A 16283-nucleotide genomic window follows, 5' to 3' on the forward strand; every position below is an offset into this window, starting at 1 on the left:
GGAGCAGACACTGATGGAACACGGACAAGACATGCCGATCCTAACCGACCTGCGGGAGGGCATCTGGACAATTACGCTCAATCGGCCGCGGGTACTGAATGCGCTGACGCTGGAGATGTTTTCACTGCTACAGGAGGCGATCGCACGGGCTGCCGCTGAACCGGCTGTCGAAGTGGTGCTTCTGCGCGGCGCCGGTGGCAACTTCTGCTCGGGGGCCGATTTAAGCATACTGGGAGCGCTGCGTGACCCCGCCCAGGCTGACGAGTCACTGACGGTGATCAACGCGTTTTTGACGCAGCTTCATCACATGCCCAAACCGGTAATCGCCCTGGTCGAAGGGGCGGCAGTAGGGGCGGGCCTCAATCTGGCGCTTCATGCTGACTTTGTCATCGCAGCCCGGGACGCGGTGCTGCAGGAGCCGTTTGTTCAGATCGGCCTGACCACGGATTTCGGCGGCACCTATCTGCTGCCGCGCCTGGTTGGCATGGCCCAGGCCAAGCGTTTGGCCCTGCTCGGTGAAAAAATCTCCGGCAGCGAAGCGGAGCGGATCGGCTTGATCTACAAGGCCGTGGATGCGGCCGAAATCGAGCAGGAGGCGCAGCAGTTGATCAGTGCCCTTCTCCGGCTGCCCCGTCATGCGCTGGCCGTCACCAAAGCGGGTTTGACCGCTTGCCTGGAGAAGAATCTGGAGCAGTCGCTGGCCTGGGAGAAGGAGCAGCAGCCCAAGTTGATCATGCATCCCGCCTTTGAATCGCTGGTACAGGCCAAACGGAAGCGCATGTGAAAAAACGCCGAAGCCACGGCGTTTTTTTCGGTGCGCCCGGCATGGGCGGTAGCTATAGGGTGAAAGTCCCGAACGGGGGTTGGCTGTACCAACCGTTAGCTTAAGGCAAGGGTGTCCGCCGTGAGGCGGAATCTGAAGGAAGCCGGCGGCAAAGTCCTGACCTGAGGTACACGAACCCAATTTGAGGCTGTTGTACTCGGGCGAGCCTGCCGAACAAGGTGAAGCCCCATACAGCCAAGGAGTGCAGCAGTAAATTGGGCAGGTACATGGGACGAAAGTTACCGTCCTTACCCGGGGAGGTCTGCATGATACGCCTACTACCGTTGGCAACCGTCTCCGCGAGGGGGCGCTGAACATGCAGAAGTCAGCAGAGGCCATAGTACTCCGTTAGAGGACGCTCGAAGGAGGAAGGGCCGAACATCAAGTCAACACATGTTCTAATCCCTTTCGATACGGTGCGTCGAAGCAGAATTCCGAAATGGAACTTCCTCTGAATAGTAGGGGTGAAGCCCCGAGGGTACAGAGAAGGGCTGAGCATCGTACGGCAAGCTTAGCAACATGTGTGCGAAGAGAGGAGTATCGTCAGGGGCATGCTGGAGAAAGTGCTGTCACGGGACAACCTCATGGCCGCTCTCAAACGAGTGGAGGCCAACAGAGGTGCTGCGGGAATCGACGGTGTTTCAACCGAACAACTGCGCGACTACCTTCGTCAGCACTGGGCGACCATCCGGTCGCAAATCGAGAAGGGAACCTACAAGCCGTCTCCTGTCCGCAGGGTCGAAATCCCGAAACCTGACGGGGGAATACGATTGCTAGGCATCCCTACCGTGGTAGATCGCTTCATCCAGCAGGCCATCCTGCAGGTATTGACTCCCATATTCGACCCAGAGTTCTCCGACTCCAGCTTCGGGTTCCGTCCAGGCCGCCGTGCTCACAGTGCTGTGCGGAAAGCACAACAGTACATCAACGAAGGATTCCGGTATGTGGTCGACATCGACTTGGAGAAGTTCTTCGACCGGGTCAACCATGATATCCTAATGAGCCGGGTTGCCCGCAAGGTGAAGGACAAGCGCCTTCTTAAACTAATTCGCGCTTATCTGCAATCCGGAGTCATGGTCAACGGAGTGTGTGTCACGACGGAAGAGGGCACGCCGCAAGGTGGCCCCTTAAGTCCGCTGTTGGCCAACATTCTGCTAGACGACCTGGACAAGGAGTTGGAGAAAAGGGGACACCGTTTCTGCCGCTATGCGGACGACTGCAACATCTACGTCCGCTCCAAACGTGCGGGTGAACGTGTAAAGGCAAGTGTGGAGCGATACTTGACCAGGGTTCTCAAACTCAAGGTAAATCAACAGAAAAGTGCGGTGGACCGCCCGTGCAACCGGAAGTTCCTCGGCTTTAGCTTTATTCCGGGAAAGGAAGCGCGGATACGTCTGCATCCCAAATCGATCACCCGGTTAAAAGGACGAATTCGCCAATTAACCAACCCACATCGAAGCATGGCCATGCAGGAGAGGATTCAAAAACTCAACCAATACCTCATGGGATGGATCGGGTATTTTGCGCTGGCCGAGGCGAAAACCCATCTTCTGCGAATAGAGGAATGGATTCGCCGAAGGCTCCGGCTCTGTCTATGGACGCAGTGGAAACGAGTTCGTACGAGGTACCGCGAACTTCGTTCGCTTGGATTTTCTCACAACAGAGCACTGGAAATCGCAAACACCCGAAAGGGGGCGTGGCGGACAACAAAATCCCCGCACATGCACAAAGCCCTTGGTATTGCCTACTGGCAACAACAAGGGCTGATGAGTTTGATACAGCGATATTTCACACTTCGTCAAGCTTGGTGAACCGCCGTATACCGGTCGGTACGTACGGTGGTGTGAGAGGACGGGGGTTAACCACCCCCTCCTACTCGATTCAGGGAAGCGGAATTTTCAGTTCGTGCCGACGGGCACCCGTGTGCGCAATTTCTTCAAACAATATCAAGGTAAGCGGCTGCTTGCTGCCGGGCAGGTTCAGGTTGAGTTCATACGAGCCCCATGACAGGCCGCCGCGGCTGGCGGAGACGAAACTGTTGATCAGGGTGGTAGCCCCGTCCGTGACCACGTAGCGGACATTGCCTTCCAGGACGCGGGCTTGTCCCTTGACGACGTATTGGCTGGTGTCGGTCTTGCTGACCGTGACATTGCGGAACGCTTCGTTGCCGTACCCCTGTTGGCTCTTTGACGCTGGCGGAATGCCGACGGCACCGGCAGCCGGGGGCAGCGCTGAGACGCATACCAGCCAGCAGACGATCACCCACGCACAAAACACGTTCTTTTTCATTGCGGGTTGCCTCCAAACGGGTAAATTTTTTTGTAGCATGGCCTGTTTGTCCCGTTCCTATCCGGTTGAAGCCGGAGCTTGTCAAGAAATCTTTTGGTCCCGGCTACACAACCGCAAGAACGTGTGAACAGCGCAACCAAGTCTAGCGGAAAATATGCTGCAGGTGAGAGAATATCCATTGAGAGCGGAAGCCATCTGTGGTAGAGTAAGAAGTGTAAAGATCCTGCGATGTACGTGAGGCCATAAATGTTTCTAACCTTATGAGTGTTTCTAGGGAGACAGAACTTCGCGCCGTATGTCAGGCCCACCTCCCGGCCTGGGACGCATGGGAAGGCAGAAACGCGGACGGGTCACCCACCTGTGTGAGAGCAGGTTACAGAAACATGAGGCCGGACGGCAGAGCGGGGGTTTTTTAAAAATAAAAAGACAAGCTGGACATAGAAGATTCAACCACGAAAAAACCTGGGACGTTATCGTTCCAGGTTTTTTTGCGCGATCTGCCGGTCCTGTGGCGATCGAACTCAGTGCCGTACGCCGGAGATGCCTGTCTCCTTCTGATTCTGCTGTTGGTCTCCCCGGCTGACGATGGTCAGTGACTGTTCCAGATCACGGGTGTGCTTGGCGTCGTGAAGAATCTGATACATCTGCAAAAAGTTTGCTTTTTGCCCCTCCGGAATGCCCTTGATCCGGACGGTCATTTCCTGCGGACCGCTCTGCTGATTTCCGGATTGCCCCTGCTGATCCTGTTCAGCAGTCTGGTCACCCAGGAAATCGAGAAACAGGGAGTCGTTATCGTTGTCCTGACTGGATTGGCTCTCCTGGCCACGCTGATTACGCTGATCCTGTTGTTCCTTGTTTTCGCCGCTGTTTTGATCCGGTACAAACAGAACGTTAAACTCGTTCAAATCTGTCTGGATGATGCCGATGACGTCCATCCCGATCCTCCTTTGCATGTAATGGTAGGGTGTCAGCCGGGGTGCTTGGTGTGATGGACCCCATGTCGCTGCAAATAGTCATGATAAAAGTATTCGGCAATGGAAATGGCAAAGGCCGTCAAAAACAGGCCGGACAGGCGAAAAGGCTGCGCAAACACAGACGCGGCCAGCCAGAACAGGGCAAATACCATCCCGAAATCTGCCGTGCTGGCAAACGTATTGTTGGTCCGTGGCAGAATGAAGGCATCGCCCAGCCCGTAGGCCACCAGGCTGACGACTGCGCTGGTAACCAGCGCAAACGAAAGCGACGTTCCCGACCACAGCAGCCCCGGCACTGCGATGATGCCGTTTACCAAGAGCTTGAGCAGGATGTTCAAGCACGAACCCTCCTTTCATGCTCTTAGTATGAACCTACCTAGTCTCGCTATGCGCCGCGCGGTTGTTCGCCTTCAGCCGGCGAACCAGCGCTTCATCGGGAGTGACGTACAGCGTCCGCTGCTGTTCGTAGATGACGAAACCGGGCTTGGCTCCGCTCGGTTTTTTTACGTATTTGACCAGCGTATAGTCGACCGGCACCTGGTTGCCGTGTTGCGCCTTGCTGTAATACGCGGCGAGGACGGCCGCTTCCCGCAGGGTTTGTTCCGAGACCTGGCGGGAGCGGATGACGACGTGGGAACCGGGGATATCCTTGGTGTGCAGCCACGTGTCGTGAGGCCCGGCCAGCTTGTTGGTCAGGTAGTCGTTTTGCTTGTTGTTCTTGCCCACGAGAATCTCCGTGCCGTCGCTCGACGTGTAGGCGTCCAGTTCGGGACGGACGTCCTTTTTCTTTTTGTTTGTCCGTTTCTGCCGGCTGCGCACATACCCTTGTTCCGCCAGTTCTTCACGGATTTCTTCCGCTTCCTGCAGGGAGGCGTGCTCCAACTGGACGAGCAGGCCGTCCAGATAGACGATCTCTTCGCGCGCCTGCCGGATTTGTTCTTCCACGATCTGCAGGCTGTTTTTCGCCTTGTTGTAGCGCTTGTAGTAGGCCTGCAAATTTTCGGATGGCGTCTTCAACGGGTCGAGCGGAATGGTCACGGTGCTGCCCGCTTCGTCGTACCAGTTGACCGCCTCCAGGACGGTATCGCCCCGTTTGAGCTGGTGCATGTGGGCGGTGATCAGTTCACCGTACAGCCGGAAAATCTCCGCGTCTTTCGCTTCGGCCAAGGTCTGCTCCAGCTTTTCGATTTTCTTCTCGTTTTTGTTCCGTTCGCTGGTGACGAAGCGGATCAGGTCGTGCACTTTTTGCTTGACCGTGTCCCGCTGTGCCTTGACGGCGTAATACGCCTGCAGGCATTCGCTTGCAGTGGAAAAGGAAGTTGTGGCGGCGTCCGTCAGATGGGTCAGTTCCACCACGTGAAACTGTGTTTTCTCTCGGCTTTCCGCGATCATCGGCGCATACCGGTGCTGTCTGACCGCTTCCATCACGGATGCAAAGGCGTGCCACATCGCTTCCCGCGTCGGCAGGCCCGCTCGGTGGACAATCTCTTTGGCCAACAAGGGACTGATCCCGGTGAAAGCGTCCACCAACTGCCGGTCCAAGCGACCGCCATTCCAGTTGATCGCCGTGATGAACGCCTGTTCTGTCACGGCTAGCGGGTCCCGCTTCTCCTGGCTGGGCGGGGAGACGTAGGGACGGCCGGGCAGAACCTGCCGGTATTGGCTGATCGCCGGGGTCACGTGCACGGCGCTGTCCAGGATGGTGTTGCTGGATGGGTCGAGCAGGATGATGTTGCTGTGCTTGCCCATGATTTCCATGACAATCCGCCGCCGCGCCGTGTCGCCCAGTTCGTCGCGGGTGCGGATATCAATGTGCACGATCCGCTCCATGTCCACCTGTTCGATTGCCTCGATCAGGCCGCCTTCGCAGTGCTTGCGCAGCAGCATGCAAAACATCGGGGCTTCCTGCGGATTGGTAAACTCCTCAGTCGTCACATGCAGCCGGGGATAGGTGGGGTTGGCGGAAAGCAGCAGCTTCACCGTCTCCCCCTGTGCCCGAATCTGCATGACAATATCGCTGTGATGGGGCTGATGGATTTTGGCGATCCGTCCGCCCGCCAGTTTTTGCAATTCCCGCACGACCGCACGGGTCACGATTCCGTCAAATGCCACAAGTGCTCACCTCACGTGTGCAGCAATCCTGCACGTATCCACGATTCGTCTGTCTAAAAAGTGTCAGTGACAGTGTATCACAAAGCGCACCACGGCGGAATCGACTTGTCCCTGCGGCGTTGGTTGACACTGCAGAGAGTTGTCTCCTATAATAAATTAACGATTTTACGTCTATGGAAGTGAGAACCATGGTCCGAAGCATGACCGGGTACGGCCGAAGTGTAGGGATGTACGGTTCGCTGCAGCTCACTGTGGAGATTCGCGCGGTGAACCATCGTTTCTGCGAAATCCTTGTTCGCTTGCCCAAGACCTGGGGCATGCTTGAGGAGCCGGTGCGCAAGCTTGTGGGCCAATTCGTCCGGCGCGGCCGCGTCGATGTGGCCGTCACCGTGGACGCAGGCGGCCTGACGGGGCAGGGAATTGCCATTGACTGGGCCGTTGCAGAGCACTATGTGTCGGCGGCGCAGGAGATGAACGAACGCTTTTCGCTACATACACCGTTAACCGCCAAAGACTTGCTGCTCCTGCCCGGTGTGGTGCAAACCCGGGACGCGGCGGAAGCAGACGCCGAGCAGGCGTCCGAGTGGCTGCTTGCGGCGTGTCGGGAAGCGGCGGAAGACCTGCTGTCCATGAAGCGAAAGGAAGGGCTGAAGCTTCAGGCGGATCTGGAACAGCGACTTGCCCGGATTTCCGTCTGGACAGAGGAAATCGGACAAATGGCGCCGCTGGTCGTCGACGAATACCGCAGCCGTCTGCATCAACGCATGGCCGAATGGGCCGAAACTGCTCCGTTTGAACTGGACGCGCAGCGCCTTGCACAGGAAGCGGCCTTTTTGGCCGAGCGTTCCGACATCAGTGAAGAGGTGACCCGTCTGACGAGCCACTGCTCTCAGTTTGCGGAACTGTTGGGCAGGGAAGAAGCGGTCGGGCGCAAGCTGGACTTTCTGCTGCAGGAGATGAACCGGGAAGCAAACACGATTGCTTCCAAGGCCAATCATCTGCCCATCCAGCGATTGGCCGTCGAGATCAAGACGGAACTGGAAAAAATGAGAGAGCAGGTTCAGAACATCGAGTAGCGATGAAAGGATGGACGGGGCCGTCATGGCAATCAAGCTGATCAATATCGGGTTTGGCAACATCGTCAACGCCAACCGCATCATATCCATCGTCAGTCCCGAATCAGCGCCGATCAAGCGGATCATCCAGGAAGCGCGCGATCGCAACATGCTGGTGGACGCGACGTACGGAAGGCGCACGCGGGCGGTCATCATCACGGACAGCGATCATGTCATTCTGTCTGCGGTCCAGCCGGAAACCGTGGCGCAGCGACTGACGACAAAAGATGACGAATCGGACGAATAGGCAGGAGTGAAGACATACGATGGACGATCGCGGTCTCCTTTTGGTTCTTTCGGGGCCGTCTGGCGTCGGCAAGGGAACGGTCTGCAAAGCGCTTCGCGAGCGCATGCCGGATCTGGTCTATTCCGTTTCCGCCACCACGCGGGCGCCGCGGGCCGGAGAAGTGGAAGGGGTTAACTACTTTTTCAAATCAAAGGAAGAGTTCCGCCGGATGATCGAGCAGGATGAACTCCTGGAGTGGGCGGAATACGTTGGCAATTACTACGGTACACCGCGCCAGTTTGTGGTGGATATGCTGGAACAAGGGCGCGACGTGATTCTGGAAATCGAGGTGCAGGGTGCCCTGCAGGTGAAGAAAAAATTTCCTCAGGGGGTTTTCCTGTTTCTCGCGCCACCTGATCTGGCCGAACTGGAAAATCGGATCGTCGGACGGGGAACGGAGACGGAAGAGACAATCCGTCACCGCATGGAGATGGCTCGTCAGGAGATCGAACTGATGGATCAGTACGACTACGTGGTGGTCAACGACATGATCGAATGCGCTTGCGAACGCATCCAGTCGATCATCACCGCCGAGCACTTGAAAAAGGAACGCCAAATTCACAAGTATCGCAAATGGCTTGAGGAGGTTACATAATCCATGCTGTATCCATCGATTGACAAACTGACCGAAAAAGTGGAAAGCAAATACACCCTGGTCACCATCGCGTCCAAACGGGCTCGCCAACTTCGCGAAAACAGCCCCGTACAGGTGGAAAAACCGCAGTCCAAAAAGTTCGTCGGCCTGGCGCTGGAAGAGCTGATCGCCGACCAGGTCATTTACGAATACACCGACGTCCGCAAATAAAAGCGGCTTTGTCACCGCGTTATTGCTTTCAAACAACCTCACGCAGGTTGTTTTTTTTCGCAGCAAGGACCGGTCTTTCGTCGTGATGGACACAACCACGCCGGTCTTGCCGTTGGGCAGACTGACTAAAAAGGGAGGACACCCAAACATGCTTCCTCTGCAAGGAAAACAAATCGTGCTGGGCGTATCGGGAGGTATCGCCGCGTACAAGGCGGCGGCGCTGACCAGCAAGCTGACCCAGGCGGGTGCGCAGGTACACGTCATCCTGACAGCGAGCGCCATGCAGTTTGTGCAGCCGCTCACCTTTCAGGCGCTTTCCCACCAGCAGGTGTACACCGACATGTTCCAGGAGCCGGACCCCGCGGTGATCAGCCACATCCAATTGGCCGATCGGGCCGATCTGGTGCTGATCGCCCCCGCGACGGCCAACGTCATCGGCAAACTGGCCAACGGCATCGCCGACGACATGCTGACGACGACCGTTCTCGCCACCAAAGCGCCGGTGATGCTGGCGCCGGCGATGAACGTCAACATGTACGGCCATCCTGCGGTGACGGCCAACATGCAGCGGCTGGCGGAGTACGGCTGTCGCTTCGTCGAGCCGGGTGAAGGCTTGCTGGCATGCGGTTGGATCGGCAAAGGGCGGTTGGCCGAACCGGAAGAGATCGTCGAAGCGGTCATCCGCTTTTTTTCCGAACAGCAGGAGACTCACCGCGACCTCGCCGGCAAACGCGTGTTGGTGACGGCAGGGCCGACGCGGGAAAAAATCGACCCGGTCCGTTACATCACCAACCACGCCTCCGGCAAGATGGGATATGCCATTGCGGAAGCGGCGCGGGACAGAGGGGCAGACGTGGTGCTGATCAGCGGCCCGACGTCGCTGCCCAAGCCGGCTGGTGTCGAGTTTGTCCCGGTGGAATCGGTGCAGGAGATGTACGACGCGGTCATGCGGCATCTGCCGGAATCCGACATCGTGATCAAGTCGGCGGCGGTGTCCGACTACCGGCCGAAGACGGTCCATGCGCATAAGATGAAAAAAGGAGACGGTCCGCTGGTGCTGGAGCTGGAAAAGGCGCCGGACATCCTGCAGGAAGTGGGCCGGAGGAAGACGGACCAATACGTGGTTGGCTTTGCAGCTGAGACGCAGGACGTGCTGGTCCACGCGAAGTCCAAGCTGGAGCGAAAAAACCTGGACATGATCGTGGCCAATGACGTGTTGATGGAAGGCGCGGGTATGGGCAGTGACACCAACATCGTCACGCTGCTGACGCGGGAAGGGGAGCAGGCAGCGCTGGAAAAGATGAGCAAGCGGGACGTGGCGGACAAACTGTTCGACGCGATCCTGGCCAAAATGGCGCACCGGCCGCTGTCTGACGCGCTATGATTGCCCGCGTCGTGGTGGACGTGCCGGTCAACCGGACCAATCGTCCGTTTGACTACCGGATACCGCCCTGGCTGAGACCGCTGGTGCAGGTCGGCAGCCGCGTTGTCGTGCCGTTTGGCCCCCGGAAGCTGCAGGGGTATGTAGTGGACGTCACCGACCAGCCGGAGGAAGGGACCGGACGGCTTCGGGATGTGGAACAGGTGCTGGACGATACGCCGCCGTTGACCCCTGAATTGATCCGCCTGGGCGAGTGGATGTCCCGCCAGTATTTGTGTCCGTGGGTGACGGCGATGCAGGCGATGATTCCCGCCGTGCTGAAGGGCCGATCGGAAAAGTGGCTAAAGGCCACCGATCTTTTAGATGAGACGGCTTGCGGACAGTCCGCCCTGCTGTGGGACGTGTACCGAAAACGGCAGCTGCCGCTTGCCGAGGCGGAAAAGCGCTTTCCCGACGAGGCGATGCTGGTACCCGGGTGGATTGCAAGCGGTCTTTTGGAGACGGACTACCAGGTGAGGGACCGGATCACCCGCAAACAGCAGTCGTTTGTCCGCTGCCTGCTGGAGGGAGCTGAACTGACTTCCGCGATTGATTCCCTGCCGAAGCGGGCGGAGCAGATGCGGCGGGTGCTGGAGCTGTTTGCCGCGCACGAGGGGCAGTCGTTTTCCGTGCAGACGCTGCGAGAAGAGCTGGGCATTACCCGCTCTCCGTTGAAAAGTCTGGAGCAGCGGGGCTGGGTCGCGATCGAGCAGGTGGAGGTTTACCGCGACCCGTATGCGCAGCGCCGCTTTGCCGGCGGTGAAAAGCCGTCCTTTACTCCGCAGCAGGAGGCGGCACTAAAGCCGATCGGCGGTCAGATTGCTGCGGGCGAGTACGGGGCGTTTTTGCTGCACGGGGTGACCGGCAGCGGCAAGACCGAAGTATACCTGGAAGCAATCGAACGGACGCTGGCCGCGGGACGGGAGGCGATTTTTCTCGTTCCCGAGATCAGCTTGACGCCGCAGATGGTGGAACGGTTCAAGGCGCGGTTCGGCGCCGACGTGGCCGTTCTGCACAGCGCGCTTTCCCAAGGGGAGCGGTACGACGAGTGGCGCAAGATTCTCCGCCGAGAGGTGAAGGTAGTGGTGGGGGCGCGATCGGCCGTCTTTGCCCCGTTTCAAAACGTCGGATTGATCGTGATCGACGAAGAGCACGAAAGTTCCTACAAACAGGAGGAGACGCCGCGCTACCATGCGCGGGAGGTGGCGCTGTGGCGAGCGCGGGAAAACAACTCCGTAGTGGTGATGGGCAGTGCCACACCTTCCCTGGAGACGTACGCGTTGGCTGCGCGCGGCCGGTACACGCTCCTGGAGATGCCGGAGCGGGTCGGCAGCCGGCCGCTGCCGCGCGTTCACGTCGTCGACATGCGGGAAGAACTGCGCGCGATGAACCGTTCGATGTTCAGCCGTCTGCTGTACGAAATGATCGGCGACAGATTGGCCAAACAGGAGCAGATGGTGCTGTTTTTGAACCGACGCGGCTTTTCCACCTTTGTCATGTGCCGCACCTGCGGCTATACGCTCCGCTGCGTGCACTGCGACATTTCGCTGACGTACCACAAGACCAACCATACCGCTCGCTGCCACTACTGCGGCTACACGATCGTTCAGCCCGCCCGCTGCCCGGAGTGCCAAAGCGAGCACATCCGCTTTTTCGGGACGGGCACACAAAAAGTGGAGGCGGAGCTGGCCCGGCTGTTCCCGGGCATCCGCGTCATCCGCATGGACGTGGACACCACCTCCCGCAAAGGGGCGCACGAGGAGCTTCTGCACAAGTTTCGCACCGGGCAGGGGGACGTGCTGCTGGGCACGCAAATGATCGCCAAGGGGCTTGATTTTCCCCGCGTGACGCTGGTCGGCGTCATCGCAGCGGACACGTCGCTGCATCTGCCCGATTTCCGTGCGGCGGAAAAGACCTTCCAACTGCTGACCCAGGTGGGCGGACGGGCCGGTCGGCACGAACTGGAAGGTGATGTCATCATCCAGACCTACACGCCGGAGCACTACAGCATCGTTCATGCCACCCGGCACGACTACCCGTCGTTTTACCGCGAGGAGATGATGCAGCGCAGACGGACCGGCTATCCGCCGTACTACCGGCTGGTGCTGATTACCTTTTCGCATGAAGAGGTGCCTGTGGTCATCCGGGCGGCTCACAGCGTGGCTGATTTTCTCCGGCCGCGGCTGGCGGAGACGACGATTCTGCTGGGGCCGGTGGCGTCGCCAATTCCGCGCATCAAGGATAGATTTCGGTTCCAGATCATGTTAAAATATCGGGATGAACCTCGGCTGTCTGACCTGTTGGCCCAGGCCGTGGACGTTTTTGAAGAAGGGAACAAACAGCAGAAGGTGCTGATGACGATCGACGTCGATCCGCACGTACTGCTTTAGGGAGGATAACAACCAATGGCTATTCGCACAATCGTCAAACACCCAGATCCGATCCTGCGGGAAAAAGCGGCAGTGGTCACCAAATTCAACGCCAACCTGCACAAGCTGCTGGACGACATGGCGGAGACCATGTACGACGCAGACGGTGTCGGCCTGGCAGCGCCCCAGGTGGGCGTCTCGAAGCGCGTCATCGTCATGGACTGCGGGGAAGGCCTGATCGAGGTGGTCAATCCGGAGATTATCGCCTATGAAGGGGAGCAGTTTGACTACCCGGAAGGTTGTCTCAGCATCCCCGGTCTGCGCGGCGATGTGCGCCGTCACAAATGGATCAAACTCAGAGGACAGGACCGGTACGGCAACGTGTTTGAATTGGAAGCAGACGACCTCTTGTCCCGCTGCGCCCAGCACGAAATCGACCATCTCAACGGCATCCTGTTCATCGATATCGCCGACCGGGTCTATCCGATCAGCCAGGAAGAGGAAGGGGAATAAACCGTTTTGAAAGACGTGCGCATACTGTTTATGGGAACGCCCGACTTTGCCGTCCCCAGCCTGGAGGCGCTGGCGGCGAAAGGGTACCAGGTGGTCGCTGCCGTAACGCAGCCTGACCGGCCTGTGGGGCGCAAGCGGGTGCTGACCCCGCCGCCGGTAAAGGAAGCGGCGCTGCGCATCGGCATCCCGGTGCTGCAGCCGGAGAAGATCAAGGCTGAAGAGGCGCTGGCAGAGGTGCTTGCGCTGGAGCCCGATCTGATCGTCACAGCGGCGTACGGCCAGATTTTGCCGAAACGTTTGCTGGATGCGCCCCGCTACGGTTGCATTAACGTGCACGCCTCGCTTTTGCCCAAGTACCGGGGCGGCGCGCCGATCCACAAAGCGATCATGGAAGGCGAAACCGAGTCGGGCGTGACGATCATGTACATGGTGGAGGCACTGGACGCGGGTGACATGCTCTCACGCGTGGTCGTGCCAATTGACGAACGGGATACGGCCGGCACGCTGTTTGACAAGCTGGCGGCGTCCGGCGCCAAATTGTTGGTGGAAACCGTGCCGAAGCTGTTGGCTGGAGAAATTGTGCCTGAGCCGCAGGATCACGAGGCTGCGACGTATGCGCCTACGCTCAAACGGGAGGATGAGCGGGTCGACTGGAGCCGGGATGCGCGGCAGGTGTACAACCAGGTGCGCGGCCTCAACCCCTGGCCTGTCGCCTTTACCACCTATGGCGGAAAGGTGTGGAAGCTCTGGTGGGTGGAGATGCAGGCGGAGGACGGTCAGTTGGCTAAGCCCGGCACGATTGTCGCCCGGGAAGAGGACGGGCTGATCGTGGCCTGCGGCAGCGGCGCGGTAAAGATTACGGAACTGCAGCCGGAAGGAAAGAAACGGATGAGCGCGCGCGACTTTTTGCGCGGCGCCGGCAGCGGCATTGAAATCGGCACAAAGGTAGGAGAATAGCACGTGGCACACAAGGGAGCGCGCGAAATCGCCCTGGACGTCTTGAACAGGGTGGAGCAACACAAGTCGTACAGCAATCTGGAGTTGAAGCACGTCCTGGAGCGCGGGGAGCTGCGCGCCCCCGATGCCGGATTGGTGACGGAGCTGGTTTACGGCACGATTCAGCGGCGGCTGACGCTGGACGAGGTGCTCGCCCACTTTGTCCGCGGCAAAAAGCTGCAGCTTTGGGTGCGCAACCTGCTGCGGCTCAGCCTGTACCAGATTCGCTACCTGGACCGGATACCGGCGCGGGCTGCAGTGCACGAAGCAGTGGAGATCGCCAAGCGGAGAGGGCACCAGGGGATCGCGTCAATGGTAAACGGCGTGCTGCGCAACGTGCTGCGGCAGCCTGACGTGTGGGAGCGCCTGCCGGAGGGAGACGCTGCGCGCCGGCTGGCGGTCGAAGAGTCTCACCCGGAATGGCTGGTGCGCCGCTGGATCGCGGCGTACGGTGAAGCAGCGACGCGCGCCATCTGTGCGAGCAACAACCGCCCCCCACATGCATCCGTTCGCGTCAATACGCTGAAACTGACGCGGGACGAACTGTTGGAGCGGCTGCGTGAGGAGTATCCGGACGCTGCCCCGTCTCCGCTCAGCCCGCACGGTATCCTGTTTCCCGGCGGGCATGCGGCGGGGACCCGCTGGTTCAGCGAAGGCTATTTCACCGTGCAGGATGAAAGCTCCATGCTCGTCGCGCCGGCGCTGGCCGTCCAGCCGGGCATGCGGGTGCTGGATGCCTGCGCCGCTCCGGGCGGAAAGACGACGCATCTGGCAGAGCTGATGCAAAACAAAGGCGAGATCGTGGCGAGCGACGTCCATCCGCACAAGCGGGAGTTGATTGCGGAAAACGCCGACAGGCTGGGCATCTCGATCATTACGCCGATCACGAGCGACGCGCTTGATTTGCCGGACAGGGGGCTGGGCGCGTTCGACCGGATACTCCTGGACGCGCCGTGTTCCGGATTTGGCGTAATCCGGCGCAAGCCCGACCTGAAGTGGAACAAAACCCCGGACGACGTGGCGGCGATCGCCGACCTGCAGTACCGGCTGCTGGAACGGGTGGCAGGAATGCTGGCGCCAGGCGGTCTTTTGGTGTACAGCACCTGCACGATCGAACCGGAGGAAAACCAGTCGGTGGTGCGCCGGTTTGTGGCCGAGCATCCGGAATTCGCGCTCGACGAAGCGCTGGCACAGGACCTGCCGGAGGCGGCGCGGGAAAAGCTGGATGGCCATGCGGGATACGTGCAGGTGTTGCCGCATCACTTTGACAGCGACGGATTTTTTATCGCCCGTCTGAAACGAAAAAGGTAGCGGAAAAGGGGTGGCACTCCGTCAGCGGATGTCGCTCCTTTGCTGTTGTTTGCGTCCTTGCCGTTTGGTTTACACTAGGAAAAGCGACGCATCTTGCGCGGTTGGCCTCATTTCCTGTTTGATGCGGCGCGCAATGCAAGGTACAATGATACAATGATGATTTCTCGCTATGCGACTACTTGAGGATGTGAACATAAAATGCCATTTTCATCGTATACGGGCGAAAAACCGCTCATTTACAGCCTGACCCAGGACGAGTTGAAAACGTGGCTCGTCGAGGCGGGAGACAAGGCGTTTCGCGCCCAGCAGATTTTTGACTGGCTGTACGTCAAGCGTGTCCGCTCGTTTGACGAGATGACCAACCTGTCCAAAGATCTGCGGCAAAAGCTGAGCGAAACCTTCCGCATCGATCCGCTGCAAGAAATTACGCGCCAGGTGTCACAGGACGGTACCGTCAAGTTCCTGTTCCAACTGGTGGACGGCCATGCGATCGAGACGGTGATCATGCGGCACAACTACGGCAACAGCGTCTGCGTCACCACTCAGGTGGGCTGCCGCATCGGCTGTACGTTTTGCGCCTCCACTCTGGGCGGTCTGAAGCGCAATCTGGACGCCGGCGAGATCGTCGCCCAGGTGCTGATGGCCCAGCGGAAGCTGGACGAAGAAGGAGAGCGCGCCAGCCACGTCGTCGTCATGGGCATTGGCGAGCCATTCGAGAATTTTGACAACCTGATCGCCTTCCTGCGGATTATCAACGACAACCGCGGACTGAACATCGGGGCCCGTCACATCACCGTATCAACCAGCGGCATCGTGCCCAAGATCTACGAATTTGCGGACAAGGGAGGTCAGGTGAATCTGGCAATCTCCCTGCATGCCCCGAATACGGAACTGCGCTCCAAGCTCATGCCGATCAACCGGGGCTTTCCGCTGGAGAAACTGCTGGAGGCCTGCCGCTACTACATTGCCAAGACAGGCCGCCGCATCAGTTTTGAGTACGGTTTGTTCGGAGGGAAAAACGACCAGCCCGAGCACGCGGAAGAACTGGCCGACCTGATCGGCGACATGCTCTGCCACGTCAACCTGATCCCGGTCAACTACGTGCCGGAACGCGATTACGTGCGTACCCCGCGCAACGAAATCTTCCGCTTCAAACGCATTTTGGAGGAGCGAGGGATCAATGTGACGATCCGCCGCGAGCACGGCAGCGACATTGCAGCTGCATGCGGCCAGCTCCGGGCTCAATACGCAAAGGAAACCGCGGGGTGAT

16 protein-coding genes and 1 other RNA gene are annotated in these 16283 nt (G+C 59.0%); 13 read left to right on the top strand and 4 right to left on the bottom strand.

Features of this window, described 5'->3' with window-relative positions:
- The first annotated feature begins 13 nt into the window (after positions 1-13).
- Together Q7F15_RS06960 and ltrA are read left to right on the top strand one after the other, a co-directional pair.
- Positions 14-784 carry an enoyl-CoA hydratase/isomerase family protein gene (locus Q7F15_RS06960; protein ID WP_304415296.1) on the top strand — a complete coding sequence of 257 codons (771 nt, stop codon included), beginning with the start codon at positions 14-16 and terminating at the stop codon, positions 782-784.
- 590 nt (positions 785-1374) lie between these two features.
- A complete protein-coding gene (ltrA, locus tag Q7F15_RS06965; RefSeq protein ID WP_230077222.1) occupies positions 1375-2634 on the top strand; it encodes a group II intron reverse transcriptase/maturase in 1260 nt (419 codons plus the stop codon).
- A gap of 70 nt (positions 2635-2704) precedes the next feature.
- On the opposite strand, the gene Q7F15_RS06970 is transcribed toward ltrA, so the two are convergent.
- A complete protein-coding gene (locus Q7F15_RS06970; RefSeq protein ID WP_304415297.1) occupies positions 2705-3112 on the bottom strand; it encodes a Gmad2 immunoglobulin-like domain-containing protein in 408 nt (135 codons plus the stop codon).
- Between the two features lie 217 nt (positions 3113-3329).
- Between Q7F15_RS06970 and ssrS the strand changes: the two genes are divergently transcribed.
- Positions 3330-3524, top strand: a non-coding RNA gene (ssrS, locus tag Q7F15_RS06975) — 6S RNA.
- A gap of 109 nt (positions 3525-3633) precedes the next feature.
- Here the strand turns inward: ssrS and Q7F15_RS06980 are convergent.
- From Q7F15_RS06980 to Q7F15_RS06990, 3 genes are read right to left on the bottom strand one after another with little or no spacing between them, the layout of a single operon-like run.
- Positions 3634-4047, bottom strand: coding sequence for a hypothetical protein (locus tag Q7F15_RS06980; protein ID WP_171564298.1), 414 nt, complete (start codon positions 4045-4047; stop codon positions 3634-3636).
- A 32-nt stretch (positions 4048-4079) separates the two neighbouring features.
- On the bottom strand, positions 4080-4424 hold the full coding sequence (locus Q7F15_RS06985) for a DUF2512 family protein (RefSeq protein ID WP_171564297.1): 345 nt from the start codon (positions 4422-4424) through the stop codon (positions 4080-4082).
- A 34-nt stretch (positions 4425-4458) separates the two neighbouring features.
- Positions 4459-6198 (bottom strand): Rqc2 family fibronectin-binding protein, encoded by a 1740-nt coding sequence (locus Q7F15_RS06990; RefSeq protein ID WP_304415298.1) that lies wholly within the window; start codon positions 6196-6198, stop codon positions 4459-4461.
- Positions 6199-6386: 188 nt separating this feature from the next.
- On the opposite strand from Q7F15_RS06990, the gene Q7F15_RS06995 reads away from it, so the two are divergent.
- The 10 genes from Q7F15_RS06995 (at position 6387) to rlmN (ending at position 16282) form a co-directional block, all read left to right on the top strand.
- The gene (locus Q7F15_RS06995; RefSeq protein ID WP_171564295.1) at positions 6387-7274 is read left to right on the top strand and encodes a YicC/YloC family endoribonuclease; all 888 of its coding nucleotides are present in this window, start codon (positions 6387-6389) and stop codon (positions 7272-7274) included.
- Positions 7275-7299: 25 nt separating this feature from the next.
- Positions 7300-7560 (top strand): extracellular matrix/biofilm regulator RemA, encoded by a 261-nt coding sequence (gene remA, locus Q7F15_RS07000; RefSeq protein WP_015891999.1) that lies wholly within the window; start codon positions 7300-7302, stop codon positions 7558-7560.
- A 19-nt stretch (positions 7561-7579) separates the two neighbouring features.
- Complete coding sequence (gene gmk, locus Q7F15_RS07005; RefSeq protein ID WP_171564294.1) at positions 7580-8194, top strand: guanylate kinase; 615 nt, start codon at positions 7580-7582, stop codon at positions 8192-8194.
- 3 nt (positions 8195-8197) lie between these two features.
- Positions 8198-8404: a DNA-directed RNA polymerase subunit omega gene (rpoZ, locus tag Q7F15_RS07010; protein ID WP_171564293.1), complete on the top strand. Its 207-nt coding sequence runs from the start codon at positions 8198-8200 to the stop codon at positions 8402-8404.
- Positions 8405-8552: 148 nt separating this feature from the next.
- Entirely contained in the window at positions 8553-9788 is a 1236-nt protein-coding gene (coaBC, locus tag Q7F15_RS07015) for a bifunctional phosphopantothenoylcysteine decarboxylase/phosphopantothenate--cysteine ligase CoaBC (protein WP_171564292.1), read from the top strand.
- On the top strand, positions 9785-12214 hold the full coding sequence (gene priA, locus Q7F15_RS07020) for a primosomal protein N' (protein ID WP_304415299.1): 2430 nt from the start codon (positions 9785-9787) through the stop codon (positions 12212-12214). Before coaBC ends, priA begins: the two co-directional genes overlap by 4 nt.
- 15 nt (positions 12215-12229) lie before the next feature.
- A complete protein-coding gene (def, locus tag Q7F15_RS07025) occupies positions 12230-12706 on the top strand; it encodes a peptide deformylase (RefSeq protein ID WP_212131876.1) in 477 nt (158 codons plus the stop codon).
- Positions 12707-12712: 6 nt separating this feature from the next.
- On the top strand, positions 12713-13663 hold the full coding sequence (fmt, locus tag Q7F15_RS07030) for a methionyl-tRNA formyltransferase (RefSeq protein WP_212131877.1): 951 nt from the start codon (positions 12713-12715) through the stop codon (positions 13661-13663).
- A 3-nt stretch (positions 13664-13666) separates the two neighbouring features.
- On the top strand, positions 13667-15013 hold the full coding sequence (gene rsmB / locus Q7F15_RS07035; RefSeq protein ID WP_212131878.1) for a 16S rRNA (cytosine(967)-C(5))-methyltransferase RsmB: 1347 nt from the start codon (positions 13667-13669) through the stop codon (positions 15011-15013).
- 198 nt (positions 15014-15211) lie between these two features.
- Positions 15212-16282, top strand: a complete 1071-nt coding sequence (rlmN, locus tag Q7F15_RS07040; RefSeq protein WP_212131879.1) for a dual-specificity RNA methyltransferase RlmN — start codon at positions 15212-15214, stop codon at positions 16280-16282.
- The last annotated feature ends 1 nt before the right edge of the window (position 16283 follow it).

The organism is Brevibacillus aydinogluensis (assembly GCF_961514395.1).
GTDB classification, from domain to species: domain Bacteria; phylum Bacillota; class Bacilli; order Brevibacillales; family Brevibacillaceae; genus Brevibacillus; species Brevibacillus aydinogluensis.